General features: G+C 60.4%; 14 protein-coding genes and 3 tRNA genes. 9 read left to right on the top strand and 8 right to left on the bottom strand.

Annotated elements, in window-relative coordinates; genetic code table 11:
* Window positions 1-97 precede the first annotated feature (97 nt).
* Entirely contained in the window at window positions 98-1,336 is a 1,239-nt protein-coding gene (locus tag WFM45_RS17885; protein ID WP_082997404.1) for an MFS transporter, read from the top strand.
* Between the two features lie 609 nt (window positions 1,337-1,945).
* Here the strand turns inward: WFM45_RS17885 and syd are convergent.
* On the bottom strand, window positions 1,946-2,494 hold the full coding sequence (gene syd / locus WFM45_RS17880; protein WP_004931906.1) for a SecY-interacting protein: 549 nt from the start codon (window positions 2,492-2,494) through the stop codon (window positions 1,946-1,948).
* Window positions 2,495-2,557: 63 nt separating this feature from the next.
* Between syd and queF the strand changes: the two genes are divergently transcribed.
* The 3 genes from queF to xni all read left to right on the top strand — a co-directional run bounded on the left by queF (window position 2,558) and on the right by xni (window position 5,773).
* On the top strand, window positions 2,558-3,403 hold the full coding sequence (queF, locus tag WFM45_RS17875) for an NADPH-dependent 7-cyano-7-deazaguanine reductase QueF (RefSeq protein WP_103086319.1): 846 nt from the start codon (window positions 2,558-2,560) through the stop codon (window positions 3,401-3,403).
* Window positions 3,404-3,595: 192 nt separating this feature from the next.
* Window positions 3,596-4,960: a nucleotide 5'-monophosphate nucleosidase PpnN gene (ppnN, locus tag WFM45_RS17870; protein WP_021505658.1), complete on the top strand. Its 1,365-nt coding sequence runs from the start codon at window positions 3,596-3,598 to the stop codon at window positions 4,958-4,960.
* 54 nt (window positions 4,961-5,014) lie between these two features.
* A complete protein-coding gene (gene xni, locus WFM45_RS17865; protein ID WP_060560118.1) occupies window positions 5,015-5,773 on the top strand; it encodes a flap endonuclease Xni in 759 nt (252 codons plus the stop codon).
* Window positions 5,774-5,813: 40 nt separating this feature from the next.
* Here xni and rlmM read toward each other — a convergent pair whose 3' ends face one another.
* The 4 genes from rlmM to WFM45_RS17845 all read right to left on the bottom strand — a co-directional run bounded on the left by rlmM (window position 5,814) and on the right by WFM45_RS17845 (window position 8,884).
* Window positions 5,814-6,917: a 23S rRNA (cytidine(2498)-2'-O)-methyltransferase RlmM gene (rlmM, locus tag WFM45_RS17860; RefSeq protein WP_004931897.1), complete on the bottom strand. Its 1,104-nt coding sequence runs from the start codon at window positions 6,915-6,917 to the stop codon at window positions 5,814-5,816.
* Entirely contained in the window at window positions 6,910-7,305 is a 396-nt protein-coding gene (locus WFM45_RS17855) for a DUF423 domain-containing protein (RefSeq protein WP_004931896.1), read from the bottom strand. Before WFM45_RS17855 ends, rlmM begins: the two co-directional genes overlap by 8 nt.
* Window positions 7,306-7,356: 51 nt before the next feature.
* Window positions 7,357-8,274 (bottom strand): transcriptional regulator GcvA, encoded by a 918-nt coding sequence (locus WFM45_RS17850; protein WP_004931894.1) that lies wholly within the window; start codon window positions 8,272-8,274, stop codon window positions 7,357-7,359.
* A gap of 385 nt (window positions 8,275-8,659) precedes the next feature.
* Window positions 8,660-8,884: a YgdI/YgdR family lipoprotein gene (locus tag WFM45_RS17845; protein ID WP_025304050.1), complete on the bottom strand. Its 225-nt coding sequence runs from the start codon at window positions 8,882-8,884 to the stop codon at window positions 8,660-8,662.
* A gap of 196 nt (window positions 8,885-9,080) precedes the next feature.
* On the opposite strand from WFM45_RS17845, the gene csdA reads away from it, so the two are divergent.
* Both csdA and csdE read left to right on the top strand, forming a co-directional pair.
* Entirely contained in the window at window positions 9,081-10,286 is a 1,206-nt protein-coding gene (gene csdA, locus WFM45_RS17840) for a cysteine desulfurase CsdA (protein WP_049278249.1), read from the top strand.
* Between the two features lie 19 nt (window positions 10,287-10,305).
* Window positions 10,306-10,740, top strand: a complete 435-nt coding sequence (gene csdE / locus WFM45_RS17835; RefSeq protein WP_033632236.1) for a cysteine desulfurase sulfur acceptor subunit CsdE — start codon at window positions 10,306-10,308, stop codon at window positions 10,738-10,740.
* On the opposite strand, the gene tcdA is transcribed toward csdE, so the two are convergent.
* Together tcdA and mltA are read right to left on the bottom strand one after the other, a co-directional pair.
* The gene (gene tcdA / locus WFM45_RS17830; protein WP_004931886.1) at window positions 10,731-11,537 is read right to left on the bottom strand and encodes a tRNA cyclic N6-threonylcarbamoyladenosine(37) synthase TcdA; all 807 of its coding nucleotides are present in this window, start codon (window positions 11,535-11,537) and stop codon (window positions 10,731-10,733) included. The two genes, csdE and tcdA, sit on opposite strands and share 10 nt — an antisense overlap.
* A gap of 84 nt (window positions 11,538-11,621) precedes the next feature.
* Window positions 11,622-12,758, bottom strand: a complete 1,137-nt coding sequence (mltA, locus tag WFM45_RS17825) for a murein transglycosylase A (RefSeq protein WP_033632235.1) — start codon at window positions 12,756-12,758, stop codon at window positions 11,622-11,624.
* Between the two features lie 216 nt (window positions 12,759-12,974).
* On the opposite strand from mltA, the gene WFM45_RS17820 reads away from it, so the two are divergent.
* The 3 genes from WFM45_RS17820 to WFM45_RS17810 all read left to right on the top strand — a co-directional run bounded on the left by WFM45_RS17820 (window position 12,975) and on the right by WFM45_RS17810 (window position 13,328).
* Window positions 12,975-13,051 (top strand) — tRNA-Met (locus WFM45_RS17820).
* A gap of 58 nt (window positions 13,052-13,109) precedes the next feature.
* Window positions 13,110-13,186: transfer RNA gene (locus WFM45_RS17815), tRNA-Met, on the top strand.
* 65 nt (window positions 13,187-13,251) lie between these two features.
* Window positions 13,252-13,328, top strand: a tRNA-Met gene (locus WFM45_RS17810).
* 90 nt (window positions 13,329-13,418) lie between these two features.
* On the opposite strand, the gene amiC is transcribed toward WFM45_RS17810, so the two are convergent.
* The gene (gene amiC / locus WFM45_RS17805; protein ID WP_004931882.1) at window positions 13,419-14,672 is read right to left on the bottom strand and encodes an N-acetylmuramoyl-L-alanine amidase AmiC; all 1,254 of its coding nucleotides are present in this window, start codon (window positions 14,670-14,672) and stop codon (window positions 13,419-13,421) included.
* Window positions 14,673-14,789: the final 117 nt, after the last annotated feature.

Genomic DNA, 14,789 nt, shown 5'->3' with positions numbered 1-14,789 from the left:
TTCGGCGCGCCTGAGACAGCTCGCCGTTTTTATCTGGTGACGTTCGCCGTCGCGCGGCACAATAGGCCCACCGAATTCACCACACAGATAAAGATTCATGTCCGTAATAACAGAGAAAAAAAACCACGCGACGCCCGGTAAGGCCATGTTGGCCTCGGTCACCGGTTATGCCATGGACGGGTTTGACCTGCTGATCCTCGGCTTTATGCTGCCGGCCATCAGCATCGAATTGGGATTATCCTCATCGGCCGCCGGTTCGCTGGTCACCTGGACGCTGATCGGCGCGGTGCTGGGCGGCGTGATCTTCGGCCATCTCAGCGATCGCTTCGGCCGCATCCGGGTGCTGACTATCACCATCCTGATGTTTTCCCTGTTCACCGGCCTGTGCGCCGTGGCGCAAGGCTATTGGGATCTGTTGGCCTATCGCACCCTGGCGGGCATCGGGCTGGGTGGCGAGTTCGGCATCGGCATGGCGCTGATCGCCGAGGCCTGGCCGGCGGAGAAACGCAATCGCGCTTCGGCTTACGTCGGCATGGGCTGGCAGTTGGGGGTGCTGGCGGCCGCTTTCCTGACGCCGCTGCTGCTGGAACACATCGGCTGGCGCGGCATGTTCCTGGTCGGCCTGCTGCCGGCGCTGGCGTCATTTCTGATCCGCCGCACGCTGGGCGAACCGGAGGAATTCGTGCGGCAGAAAGACGCCGGGCAGCCGCTTTCCTTCCTGCAGCGTTTGCGCCTGCTGTTTAAGGATCGCGCCACCGGCAAGGCCAGCATCGGCATCTTCATTCTCTGTTCGGTGCAGAACTTCGGTTACTACGGGCTGATGATCTGGATGCCGACTTACCTGGCGAAAAACTTTGGTTTCTCGCTCACCAAGTCCGGCCTGTGGACGGCGGTGACGGTCGTGGGCATGACGTTCGGCATCTGGCTGTTTGGCGTGCTGGCCGACCGCTTCGCCCGCTGGAAGATTTTCGTGCTGTATCAGGTCGGCGCGGTGGTGATGGTGATCGGCTACGCCCAGTTGAGCGACCCGATGCTGATGTTGTTCGCCGGCGCCGTGATGGGCATGTTCGTTAACGGCATGATAGGCGGCTACGGCGCGTTGATTTCCGATACTTACCCGGTACAGGCGCGCGCCACCGCGCAAAACATCCTGTTCAATCTCGGGCGCGGTGTCGGCGGCCTGGGGCCATTGGTGATCGGCGCGCTGGTGACGCAGGTGTCGTTCACCGCCGCTATCAGCCTGCTGGCGGCGATTTACCTGCTGGATATCTATGCCACGCTGTTCCTGCTGCCGAAAAAACAGGGCTCAGGCGATACGCTGGGCGCTATTGGTTAACGCTGGCGATGGATTAAGCAGAGAAGCACGCGCGACGGGATAGAACAAAAAGTTGGGGGCACTGCGTTAACAGTGCCCCCGGTTCGTTTTATAGCTATCCCGCTACACAGCGTGCTCCCTGCTCAATCCTTGAAAACTTTTCCTGCGGCCATCCTGACCAAGTGGTCCTTGCATCATCCTGCAGCATCGTCCTGACGCGGTTCCTCAGCCTTCCTGACCCGCCGACAATCCGGTGCCGGCTCTCAATCTCCGTCCTGGAGGTGTCCCTGGTTTCTATCCTGAAACATCCTGGGCATCTCCTGACGCCATCCCTCGCTCTTGCCTGAGCGCATCCCTTTCTTCTTCCTGAAGCTGCATCATCCTGATGCTTTCCTGCTCCGCCGGGTCCGTGCCGGTAATGATAAGATCGCTCAAATTTCCCGGAATCACAAGGGTTTGAGAGGTGTCTCACACTAAATTAAGACTAAGAGTTATCCTAAAGAAATTCTAACCAATTGATCTGGATAACAATAATCTCATGGTCCAAAGAGAGGTGAAAAAAATTAAGAGCGATCTCTCACAGCCCGTGTGAGAGATCTCTTACACGACCGACGGCGAATCCGCCGCGCTTCAGTCCAGCACTGGGCGCAGCGCATCGAGGAAATTCCCCAGCGTCGCCGCCAACAAGGTGCGCTTATCGCTGCCGAATTGCTCCAGCACCACGTTGCCGCTGACGTTGCACAGCGACACCATCGTCATCTCGGATTCGGTGGTCGCCAGGAAGAGGGTCGGTGACAATTTGAGGCGCTTTTGCGTCACCAGATGGCCGATCAGGTTCTCCTGCAGGCGGATGAAATCCTCCTCGCTCCAGACCTGCAGCAGGCTCAGGCGATGCTCCCCAAATTGCGCGCTCATGTCGCCCGCATATTGCTGCGTGTAAAAACGGTGCGCATCCGGCTGCAAACGCAGCTCCAGCGCGGCTTCTACCTTCTCCAGCGTCGCCGCCGGCTCGAAAGGCTGCGGCAACCACAGCACCTCGTCCTCGCGATTCTCCACGATGCAGGGCGACGGCACGCCGTACAATGCCTGGCTGGCCGGCGCGTGGCCGCGCGCTTGCTGCCACAACTCGACATAGCGTTGAGTGAATTCACGCAGAGCGTGCGATACATCATGGTCCATATTCTTTCTCGCATACGTTAAACTGACGGCCATTGTACCTATCTCTGAGCGAGGTGACAGCAGATGTCCTCCTATCAAGACCACCAGGCCCTGTCAGGGCTGACGCTGGGCAAACCCACCGCCTACCGCGATCGCTACGACGCCACGTTGCTGCAGGCGGTGCCGCGCAGCATGAACCGCGAGCCGCTGGGGCTGTATCCCGACAACCTGCCCTTCCACGGCGCGGACATCTGGACGCTGTACGAACTCTCCTGGCTGAACGCCAACGGGCTGCCGCAGGTGGCGGTCGGCGAGATCAGCCTCAACGCCGACAGCCTGAACCTGATCGAATCGAAAAGCTTCAAACTGTATCTCAACAGCTTCAACCAAACCCCGTTCGCCGATTGGGAAACGGTGCGCAGCACCCTGCAGCGCGATCTGTCTGCCTGTGCCCAGGGCGAGGTAAACGTCACCCTGTTCAGCGTCGAGCAGCTGGAAGGCACGCCGATCGCCCGTCTGGCCGGCGACTGCATCGACCAGCAGGATATCCGCATCGACAATTATGAGTTCAACGCCGACTACCTGCTGAACGCCGCCGGTGAAGAGGTGGTGGAAGAGCAATTGGTCAGCCACCTGCTGAAGTCCAACTGCCTGATCACCCATCAACCGGACTGGGGCTCGGTGCAGATAAGCTACCGCGGCGGCAAGATCGATCGCGAAGCGCTGCTGCGCTACCTGGTCTCCTTCCGCCACCACAACGAATTCCACGAGCAGTGCGTCGAGCGCATCTTCAACGATGTGATGCGCTACTGCCGGCCGCAAAGCCTGACGGTTTACGCCCGCTACACCCGCCGCGGCGGGCTGGACATCAACCCGTGGCGCAGCAACGTCGTATTCGCACCCGCGCACGGCCGCCTGGCGCGCCAATAAGTGCGAAACATTGCTCAACAACTGAGCTAACGAGCGGTTTATGTTGGTAAAAGCCCAGGGACGGCGGTAAGGTTAAAACGAGGCTGCGGCCGGGCAGAGCGCCCGCTGCGCCGCAGCACGCCAACCATAACGAGATGCTGTTTTGCTGCGTATGGATTACTACCGCCCCGCACCGGGTGCAAAGGAGTTACCTTGATTACACACATCAGCCCGCTTGGCTCTATGGATTTATTGTCGCAGCTGGAAGTAGACATGCTGAAGCGCACCGCCAGCAGCGACCTGTACCGCCTGTTCCGCAACTGTTCGCTGGCCGTGTTGAACTCCGGCAGCCAAACCGACAACAGCAAACAGCTGCTGTCGCGCTATGAAACCTTCGACATCAACGTGCTGCGCCGCGAGCGCGGGGTGAAGCTGGAGCTGGTCAACCCGCCGGAAGAGGCGTTCGTCGACGGCCGCATCATCCGTTCGCTGCAGGCCAACCTGTTCGCCGTGTTGCGCGACATTCTGTTCGTGCACGGCCAAATCGCCAGCGCCGGCCGTTTCCAACACCTGAACCTGGAAAACTCGGCCCACATCACCAACCTAGTGTTCTCGATCCTGCGCAATGCGCGCACGCTGCATCTGGATGAAGATCCCAACATGGTGGTGTGCTGGGGCGGGCACTCGATCAACGAGAACGAATATCTGTACGCGCGCAAGGTCGGCAGCCAGCTGGGCCTGCGCGAGCTCAACATCTGCACCGGCTGCGGGCCGGGCGCCATGGAAGCGCCGATGAAAGGCGCGGCGGTCGGTCACGCGCAACAGCGTTACCGCAACAGCCGCTTTATCGGCATGACCGAGCCTTCGATCATCGCCGCCGAGCCGCCTAACCCGCTAGTGAACGAGCTGGTGATCATGCCGGACATCGAAAAACGCCTGGAAGCCTTCGTGCGCATCGCGCATGGCATCATTATCTTCCCGGGCGGCGTCGGCACCGCCGAAGAGCTGCTGTACCTGTTGGGTATCCTGATGAACCCGGAGAACAGTGAACAGGTGCTGCCGCTGATCCTGACCGGGCCGAAAGAGAGCGCCGACTACTTCCGCGTGCTGGACGAGTTCATCATGAACACGCTGGGCGACGAAGCGCGCCGCCATTACACCATCATCATCGACGATCCGGCGGAAGTGGCGCGGCAGATGAAAAAAGCCATGCCGCTGGTGAAGGAAAACCGCCGCAACACCGGCGACGCCTACAGCTTTAACTGGTCGATCCGCATCGCGCCGGATCTGCAGCTGCCGTTCGAACCGACCCACGAGAACATGGCGAACCTCAACCTGTATCCGAACCAGCCGCCGGAGCAATTGGCCGCCGCGCTGCGCCGCGCCTTCTCCGGCATCGTGGCCGGCAACGTGAAGGAAAACGGCATCCACGCCATTGAGCAGTTCGGCCCGTACAAGCTGCACGGCGAACCGCAAATGATGAAGCAGATGGATAGCCTGCTGCAGGGCTTTGTTGCCCAGCACCGCATGAAGCTGCCGGGCAGCGCCTATGTGCCCTGCTACGAAATCGTCGCCTGACCCTCAATCCCGGGCGGCGTAACGGCCGCCCTGTTTTTTCTGACCTTACCGCCCATGATGATACACCTACTGATTGTCGACGCCCTGAACCTCATCCGCCGCATTCACGCCGTGCAGGGCACCCCTTGCGTCAACGCCTGCCGCCACGCGCTGCAGCAGTTGATCCAGCACAGCCGCCCGACCCACGCGGTGGCGGTATTCGACGAGGACGACCGCAGCGACAGCTGGCGCCACCAAATTCTGCCGGACTACAAGGCCGGGCGCTCGCCGATGCCGGAAAACCTGCAGCAGGAGATGCCGCAGCTGCGCGAGGCCTTCGCCGAACTGGGCGTCGCCAGCTGGCATTCGCCCGGCAATGAGGCGGACGATCTGGCGGCCACGCTGGCGGCGAAGGTCGCCGGCGGCGGCCACCAGGTGACCATCGTCTCCACCGACAAAGGCTATTGCCAACTGCTGGCGCCGAACGTACAAATTCGCGATTACTTCCAGAAACGCTGGCTGGATATGCCTTTCGTGCAACAGGAGTTTGGCGTGCAGCCGCAGCAGCTGCCGGACTACTGGGGGTTGGCGGGGATCGGCAGCAGCAAGATCCCCGGCGTGGCCGGCATCGGACCGAAAACCGCCGTGCTGCTGCTGCAGCAGTCGGGCAGTCTGGACGGGCTTTATCAGCACCTGGAGCAGGTGCCGGAAAAATGGCGCGGCAAGCTGGAGCAGCACCGCGAGCTGGCCTACGTCAGCAAACGGGTCGCCACGCTGTGCACCAATCTGTCGCTGGACGGCAACCTGCAGCAGCTGCGCCTGCCGATACAATAAGGGCGCTGCAAGCAGCGCCCTTCATCAAGGCTTCACGCGGTTAATCGCGCTCGTCGCGGCGGCCCGGCACCGCCGACCACATGCGGCGCACGTGTACGGTGATCTCTTCGCGATCGTGATACAGCTGCTTGGCGTGCACTTCAGCGCTGATGCCGGCGGCGCCCAGCGCTTCGCGGATACTCATCAGGTTTTGCGACACTTCCTCGTAGCGCTTTTTCATCGGCAGCTTGAGGTTAAAGATCGCTTCACGGCACCAGCCTTTCACCAGCCACTGAATCATCAGGCTGGTCACCTTCGCCGGTTTCTCCACCATGTCGCACACCAGCCAGTAGATCTTGCTGCTGTTCGGCTCGAACTTGAAGCCGTCGGCGCGGTGGTGCGTCACCTGGCCGGTTTCCATCAGGCTCGGCGCCATCGGGCCGTTATCCACCGAATGCACCATCATGCTGCGTTTCACCAGCTGATAGGTCCAGCCGCCCGGGCAGGCCCCCAGATCGACCGCGTGCATGCCGCTGGCCAGGCGCTCGTCCCACTCGTCGGCGGGGATGAACACATGGAACGCTTCTTCCAGCTTCAGCGTCGAACGGCTCGGCGCATCGGCCGGGAAACGCAGACGCGGAATGCCCATATAGAACGGTGAGTTGTTGTTGCTGTAGGAGTAACCGACGTAGCAGCAGCCCGGCGCGATGAAAAATACATGCACCACCGGGCGAGTCGGGTTCTCGCGCGCCATCAGCACCTTCTGCTCGCGCATCGCGGCGCGCAGCGGCACCGTCAGCTTGCGGCAGAACTTCATCAGCTCTTTGCTTTCGTTGGTGTCCGGCACTTCCACCCGCAGCTCGCCGCCGCGATCGACCACGCCGATCAGCATGCCGACGATCGGCGATACCCGATCTTCCGGCGGCAGATCGCGCAGCAGCTCACCCACCACAATCATTTGGCGGGCGAAAATCAGTTCGCGGAACGGAATTTCCCGCGCCAGACGGTCGGCATCGTCCGGCTGATAGCATTCGAACAACACGTAACCGCTGTGCTCTTTTACCCGCGCAAAGCCGTAAATCTCCAGCTGGGCGGCTTTATCGGTGATCTCCGCCGCACACTCTTTTTCGAAGCCGGGGCGGCAGTACAACGCAATCTTATTCATGGCGCTCGGCCTTTTTCCTCAGACGCAAAGCGCCAATCAACATCAATATCCAGCCAATCAAGAAGCACACGCCGCCAACCGGCGTGATATATACCCAGACCTTCAGGTGCGACAGCGCCAGGCAATAGAGGCTGCCGCTGAACAACACGGTGCCGAACGCCAACAGCGCTCCGCTCCAGTAAAACCACAGGCTCACGCGGCGCTGCATCGCGACCGCCAGCGCCAGGATGGCCAGGGTATGGAACCCCTGATATTCCAGCCCGGTGCGGATCCAGGCCATTTCGTTTGCGCCCAGCGTGCCGCTTAACACATGCGCGCCGAATGCGCCCAACGCGACAAACACAAAGCCGCTGATAGCGGCGAAAACCAGCATGGAACGGCTGCTCATCGTGATCTATCCCATTAAAAATCACCGGCCGCGGCAAGGCGGCGGCCGGCCTTATTGTTCGTAGCGGAAGCGGAACTTCTCTTGTTCGCTGGCGGCGCGCGCCAGGATCCACTGCCGGAAGGCGGCTATTTTACCCAGTTCTGCCTGGCTGTCATGACATACCAGATAAAAAGCGTTTTTACTGACCAACACATCGTTGAACGGGCACACCAGGCGACCGGCTTCGATCTCGGTTTGCGCCATCACGTTATTCACCAGCGCCACGCCCTGGCCGTGCACCGCCGCCTGCACCACCATGGCGCTGTGGCTGAAGATCGGCCCCTGCTGCACGTTGATGTGCTGCAACCCCAGCTGGCGCGTATAAGCCAGCCAGTCGCGGCGTGAAACGTCATGCAGCAACGTATGATAAGCCAGATCGTCTGCGGTTTTCAGCGGATGATCGCCGGTCAGCAGGCTCGGCGAACACACCGGCAGCAGATATTCCGCATACAGGCGCTCGGCGCGCAGCCCCGGCCAATTGCCGCGGCCGTAGAAAATCGCCACATCGACGTCGTCCGCCAGCTTGTCTTCTTCGCGGTCCACCGCCTGGATGCGCACATCGATCCCCGGATAAGCTGAGTTAAAGCCGGAAAGGCGCGGCACCAGCCACTGAATGGCGAAGCTCGGCGGCAGACTGACGGTCAATGCCCCCTTGGCGCTGCGCGCCTGCAGCTTGCGCGTCGCCTCGTTGATCGAAGAGAAGATCTCCTTGATATCGAGGTAATAACTTTGCCCCTCTTCGGTCAGCAGCAGCGAGCGGTTGCGCCGACGAAACAGCTTCAGCCCGAGGAAGTCCTCCAGCGACTTGATCTGGTGGCTCACCGCGGCCTGGGTCACGAACAGCTCTTCCGCCGCCTTGGTGAAACTCAGGTGGCGAGCGGCCGCATCGAACACGCGCAGCGCATTGAGGGGAGGTAAGCGTTTAGACATTAAATTAGCTACTTTTGTGTAACATTAATCCGAATGATTCGGCGCCGAAAATCGGGCGGCTTTGCGTGGCAAGCCATCGGTAAACGCTAACGGCGTATTGCCATTAGTTTTTTTTATCCGAGCCATTATAATTTGTCCGTTGAGGATGTGCCAGCAAATACCTATAGTGGCGGCACTTCCCGGGCCGGAACGAAAAGGGAGTGGGTGTCGAGGACGCCGATGAACTTTTGGCTTGTGGTTGTGATGTTGTGTTTGCAAATTGTCCGGCGATTCCGGACATGGTAGCTAGGCTACTGTTTTTTCACTTCCTGTACATTTACCCTGTCTGTCCATAGTGATTTTATGCAGCACCGCAAAACTTGCGGTGCTTTTTTTTGCCTGACGATTACTGGTTGCTTTCAACCATCTCTTTCACATCGGCGCGGTTGATCTGTTGCTCGACGCCGTTGGCGTCTTTATAGCTGATCATGCCGGTGTCGTTGTCCACTTTAGGCTTACCGTCAGCAACAATGGTGCGTCCGTCATTGGTATGCATCACGTAGTTGCTGGAACAGGCGGCCAGGGTGAACGTAAGCATCAGGGCAGAGAGAACTGCGGCTGTTTTCTTCATTGAGGACTCCTTTGTAGTTTTAAATGCTGATAAATACCTTTTATGTGTATAGATGCGATTAATAAGCGCACATTTAATAGCATAACAAACTTTCTCAGTTTTGCCAGGCGATAAGTCCTAATAGGCAGGATCGCTTGTCTCCGGCGGCAAAATAGGACAGGATCACCCATCGACTCAAGCCAGTGACAATCAGGGTATGACGCCTTTTAACCCCAGCCTTTTTCGCCAACAGTTTCCCGCGCTCGCGCAGGACGGTATCTATCTGGACAGCGCCGCCACCGCGTTGAAACCGCAGGCGGTGATCGACGCCACGCAGCAATTTTATCGCGATGACGCCGCTACCGTGCACCGCAGCCAGCATCGGGCGGCGCAGGATCTGACCGCCCGTTTCGAACGAGCGCGCGGCCAGGTGGCCCAGTTGATCAATGCGCCGTCGGCCGACGACATAGTCTGGGCGCGCGGCACCACCGAGGCGATCAACCTGGTGGCGCAGAGCTACCTGCAGCCACGCCTGCAGCCGGGCGATGAAATTCTGGTGAGCGAAGCGGAACACCACGCCAACCTGATCCCCTGGCTGATGGTGGCGGAGCAAACCGGCGCGCGGGTGGTGAAACTGCCGATCGGCGCCGACCGGCTGCCGGACCTGACGCAGCTGCCCGCCCTGCTCAATGACAAAACCCGCCTGTTGGCGCTGGGGCAAATGTCCAACGTCACCGGCGGCTGCCCGGATCTGGCGCCGGCTATCGCGCTGGCCCATGCCGCCGGCGCGCGCGTGATGATCGACGGCGCACAAGGCGTGGTGCACGGCCCGGCCGACGTGCAGCGGCTCGACATCGATTTCTACGCCTTCTCCGGCCACAAATTGTATGGCCCGACCGGCATCGGCGCGCTGTACGGCAAAGCCGAGCTGTTGGCGCAGATGGCGCCGTGGCAAGGCGGCGGCAAGATGCTGATCCAGGCGTCGTTCGACGGCTTTACCCCGCAAAAGCCGCCGCACTGCTTCGAAGCCGGCACGCCGAACATCGCCGGCGTGCTGGGGTTGGCCGCCGCGCTCACCTGGCTCAGTGAACAGGACATGGCGGCGGCGGAGCGCTACAGCCGCGAGCTGGCGGACCGGGCAGAACAGCGGTTGGCGCAGCTGCCGGGTTTTCGCAGCTTCCGCAGTTCCGGTTCCAGCCTGCTGGCGTTCGACATCGCCGGCGTACACCACAGCGACATCGTCACGCTGCTGGCGGAGCAAGGCATTGCGCTGCGCGCCGGCCAGCACTGCGCGCAGCCGCTGATGGCGGCGTTAGGCGTCAGCGGCACGCTGCGCGCGTCGTTCGCTCCCTACAATACTCAACAGGACGTCGATACGCTGGTCAGCGCGTTGACTCACGCCCTCGATCTGCTGGCCGACTGACTTGACTCCCGGAGACGCTATGCTCGCCCCCCATCCTTTTGGCCGAGAGGTCACCGCCGACGCGTTGATCGCCACCTTCAGCGCGCTGAAACAGTGGGAAGACCGCTACCGCCAGCTGATTATGCTCGCAAAACGGCTGCCGCCGCTGCCGGAAGCCTTGCGCAGTGAAGAAATGGCATTGAGCGGTTGTGAAAACCGCGTCTGGCTGGGGCACCAGTTGCTGGAAGACGGCACGCTGCATTTCTATGGCGACAGCGAAGGCCGCATCGTGCGCGGCCTGCTGGCGGTGCTGCTGACCGAAGTGGAAGGGAAAACGCCGCAGCAGATCGCCGCATTGGATCCGCTGGCGTTGTTCGACCGCCTGGCATTGCGCGCGCAGCTGAGCGCCACCCGCGCCAGCGGCCTGGCGGCGTTGGCCGCCGCCGTAAAGGCGATCGCCGCCCGTTACGCCTGACGCGCCGCCTTCGCCACCATCTTTTTCAGCGCGTGCGACACGGCGACGAAGCCGAAGGTGGCGGTAACCATGGTCGCCGCGCCGAAACCTGCGCTGCAATCCATTCTTTTCGGCCCTTCCGCCGTGCTGCGCGAAGCGCATACCGAGCCGTCCGGCTGCGGATAAACCAGCGGCTCGCTGGAGAAGACACAGTCGATGCCCAGCTTGCCCTTGCCGTTTTTCACCACGTTGAAATCGTGCTTCAGCCGCTCGCGCAGTTTGGCGGCCAGCGGATCCTGAATGGTCTTCGCCAGATCGGCCACTTCGATTTTAGTCGGGTCTATTTGCCCGCCGGCGCCGCCGGTAGTCACCACCGGGATCTTGAAACGGCGGCAGTAGGACAGCAGCGCCGCCTTCGGCCGCACGCTGTCGATCGCGTCGATGACATAGCTGAAGTTATGGTCCAGCAGCTCGGCGACGTTGTCCGGAGTGATGAAATCATCGATGCAGGTTACCCGGCATTCCGGGTTAATCGCCAGGATACGCTCCGCCATCACCTCGGTTTTGGATTGCCCGACATGCTGACGCAATGCGTGGATTTGACGATTGGTATTGGTGACGCAGACATCATCCATGTCGATCAGGGTGATGGCACCGATGCCGGTGCGCGCCAGCGCCTCAGCCGCCCAGGAACCCACGCCGCCGATGCCGATCACGCAGACGTGTGCCTGCGCGAACACCGCCAGCGCCTGCTGGCCGTACAACCGCGCCGTGCCGCCGAAACGCTGCAGATAGGCTTCCGAATAAGCTGTGCTCATAACGCTTTAATTACCTTCGTAATGCAAATGATAAGGGCCGGAAAATCCGGCCCTTGCGGGTCACTCTTTTCACGCCGTATGCGTTTAGCGGGTGGCCAGCAACGAACCGCCGCCGTTTGACTTATTGGCGCTGAACAGCTGGCCGCCGCCATTGTTCTTCAGCACCCAGACGCGGCCGTAGTGGTTGTAGTACCCCGCCGAGTGGCCGGCTTCCGGCCCGATGCCCTGGTACATGTCAAAATGCTGGCCCTTGATGGCGCCGCCCACGTCGAGCGCGACCATCAGACGCATCTCGTATTTTCCCGTGAATTTACCCTTGTTGTCCAGCAGCGGCACTTCGGCCAGCAGCGTGGTGCCCGCCGGGATCAGCGAACGGTCGGAAGCCACCGAGGCTTTGGCGATCAGCGGCACCGCACTGGCGCCTTTCACCGGCGCAAAAGCTTCCGGGCGGAAGAACACGAACGACGGGTTCTGCTCCAGCAGCTCACGCACCTCTGCGGCGCTGTGGGTATCCGCCCACTGACGGATCGCCTGCATCGACATGTCCGCCTTGGCCACTTCGCCGCGATCGATCAGCACCTTGCCGATGCTGCGATAGGCGTGGCCGTTCTTGCCGCCGTAGCCGAAGAACACCAGCGGCTGGCCGTTGCCGTAGTCGACATAACCGCTGCCCTGGACTTCCATCATGAAGTTGTCCATCAGCGAGTTGGTGTAAGCGATGATATAGCGATCGTCGAGCGCGCCGGAGTAGATGCCCGCGCGATCCGGCAAGCGGCCCCTGCCCTTCGGCGGCATGCGGTACAGCGGATAGCGGAACTCGCCCTGTTGGGTATAGCGCGCCTGCACCACCGGCGTATAGTAGCCGGTAAACTGCACGTTGCCGTAATTGTCGACGCCTTCCATCTGGTAAGCGCTGAGGCCGTACTGGCTCAGCATGCGCGTGTCGGCGCCGGACGCCATCCAGCTTTGCACCGCCTGATAGGTGCTGTTGTTGCGGTTAAACAGCGAAGGCGACGCGTACTTGATCTCCATCAGCTGATCCGAGTAATCCTTGGCGTTGACCGGCGAACCTTTGGCGTTGGGCTGATTGACCAGCTCCAGCGATTGATCCAGACGGCCGTCCTTATATTGCTGACCCCGATCGGTCGGCTTGGACGAACAGCCCGCCAACACCGCCACCATCAACCCGCCCAGCAGGTATTTGCCCCAACGTCCTTTCATCGCGCACACTCTCAAACTGATATGATCTACCGGCTGAACGATAACAAACGCTCATTGATAAAGGAATCGCTGCAAATAAAAAAAGCCGCACGGAGGATGGTGATGAAAAAGAAGGCAAATTGCGGGCAAATTCAGCAGAAAAACGGGTTTAGGGCAATAAAATGCAAAAAGGGTTTGCAACAAAACGCATGGAGAGTATAGTGCGCATCCATCGGACGCGGGGTGGAGCAGCCTGGTAGCTCGTCGGGCTCATAACCCGAAGGTCGTCGGTTCAAATCCGGCCCCCGCAACCAACCGATGCCGCATTGGCGGTATTTTTCGTTTGGTTTCGATAACAAAGTATTACACGGACGCGGGGTGGAGCAGCCTGGTAGCTCGTCGGGCTCATAACCCGAAGGTCGTCGGTTCAAATCCGGCCCCCGCAACCAACCGAATGTCGTACCAGCGGCATAACATGAACGGTGGTTTCGTCGTAATACCGCATCAAGACGGACGCGGGGTGGAGCAGCCTGGTAGCTCGTCGGGCTCATAACCCGAAGGTCGTCGGTTCAAATCCGGCCCCCGCAACCAACTCTTGATGACAACAGATAAGCACCCTGACGGGTGTTTTTTTGTATCTGCAATCCGCGAAAACAGCCGGACTCGCGCCCGGCCCTGCCGTTATCGACTCGCCAGCGCGCCGCCGTTGGCGAAATAAGCCTTGATGCCCGCCAGAATCGACTCCGCCACCTGCTGCTGGAAATGGCTGGTGCGCAGCTTGCGCTCCTCTTCGATGTTGCTGATAAACGCCGTTTCCACCAGGATCGACGGGATATCCGGCGCCTTCAACACCGCAAAACCGGCCTGATCGACGCGATTCTTGTGCAACCGGTTGATTTTGCCCATCCGGTTCAACACTTCCTTGCCGAATTTCAGGCTGTCGTTGATGGTCGCGGTCTGGATCAGATCGAACATGGTGTGGTCAAGATAGCGGTCGCCGCTCTTGCTGACACCGCCGATTTGGTCCGAGGCATTCTGCGTCTGCGCCAGGAACTTGGCCGCCGAGCTGGTGGCGCCTTTGGTGGACAATGCGAACACCGATGACCCGCGCGCAGCGCGGCTGGTGAAGGCGTCGGCGTGAATCGAAACGAACAGATCGGCGCGCTGCTTGCGCGCCTTGGCGACGCGCACCTTGAGCGGAATAAACACGTCCTCATTACGCGTCATGAACACTTTCATGTTCGGCTCGCGCTTGATCATGGCGCTCAGCTTGCGGGCAATCTGCAGTACGATGTCTTTCTCGCGCGTCTTGTACTTGCCGATCGCGCCGGGATCTTCGCCGCCGTGGCCGGGATCCAGCATGATGACGATCGGCCGATCGCGCCCCGCTTTGCCGGCCTGCGGCGCTTCCGGCGGCAGCGTGCGCTCCAGATCGCCCTTGTTGTAATCTTCCAGTAACGCCAGTAGCGGATCATATTCCTCGCCGCCGCTGCCGCCCTTGGTCGGATAGAGATCCATCACCAGACGGTTGCGATACTCCGGCACCGGCGCCAGCGTGAAAATATGCGGGCTGACGCTTTGTTTGAGCTCCAGCACCAGCCGCACGGTATTCTGATCGAACTGGCCGACGCGCGCCTGCTTGAGATAAGGATCGTCGGCGCGCACCTGCCCGGCGATGCCCTTCAGCACGCTGTTGAGGTGAACGCCTTCGATATCCACCACCACGCGATCGGGATTGGTCAGGGCGAACTGCTTGTATTTCAGCTCGACGTTGGATTCCAGCGTGACGCGGGTATAGGTGGAGGATGGCCAGACGCGCACGGCGATCACGTGCGATGATGCGGCGAAGCCCGTACGACTCACACTCAGCAACCAGCTGGCGGCAACGCCCTGTAATAAACGACGGCGGCCCAGATTGTGATTAGCGTTTGGCATGCGGCTCCGGCAGTAATAGCTGTTTACAACAGATGAAAAAAACACCAATGAAATGGGGATGCCGAAAACTTTAACCAATCATTCCAGCCCTGTCATCAGAAAATCTTTTTATGGTTT

The sequence above is a fragment of the Serratia sp. KG1D genome (assembly GCF_037150675.1).
GTDB classification, from domain to species: Bacteria; Pseudomonadota; Gammaproteobacteria; order Enterobacterales; family Enterobacteriaceae; genus Serratia; species Serratia nematodiphila.
This window is presented reverse-complemented; position numbering and strand designations above follow the sequence as displayed.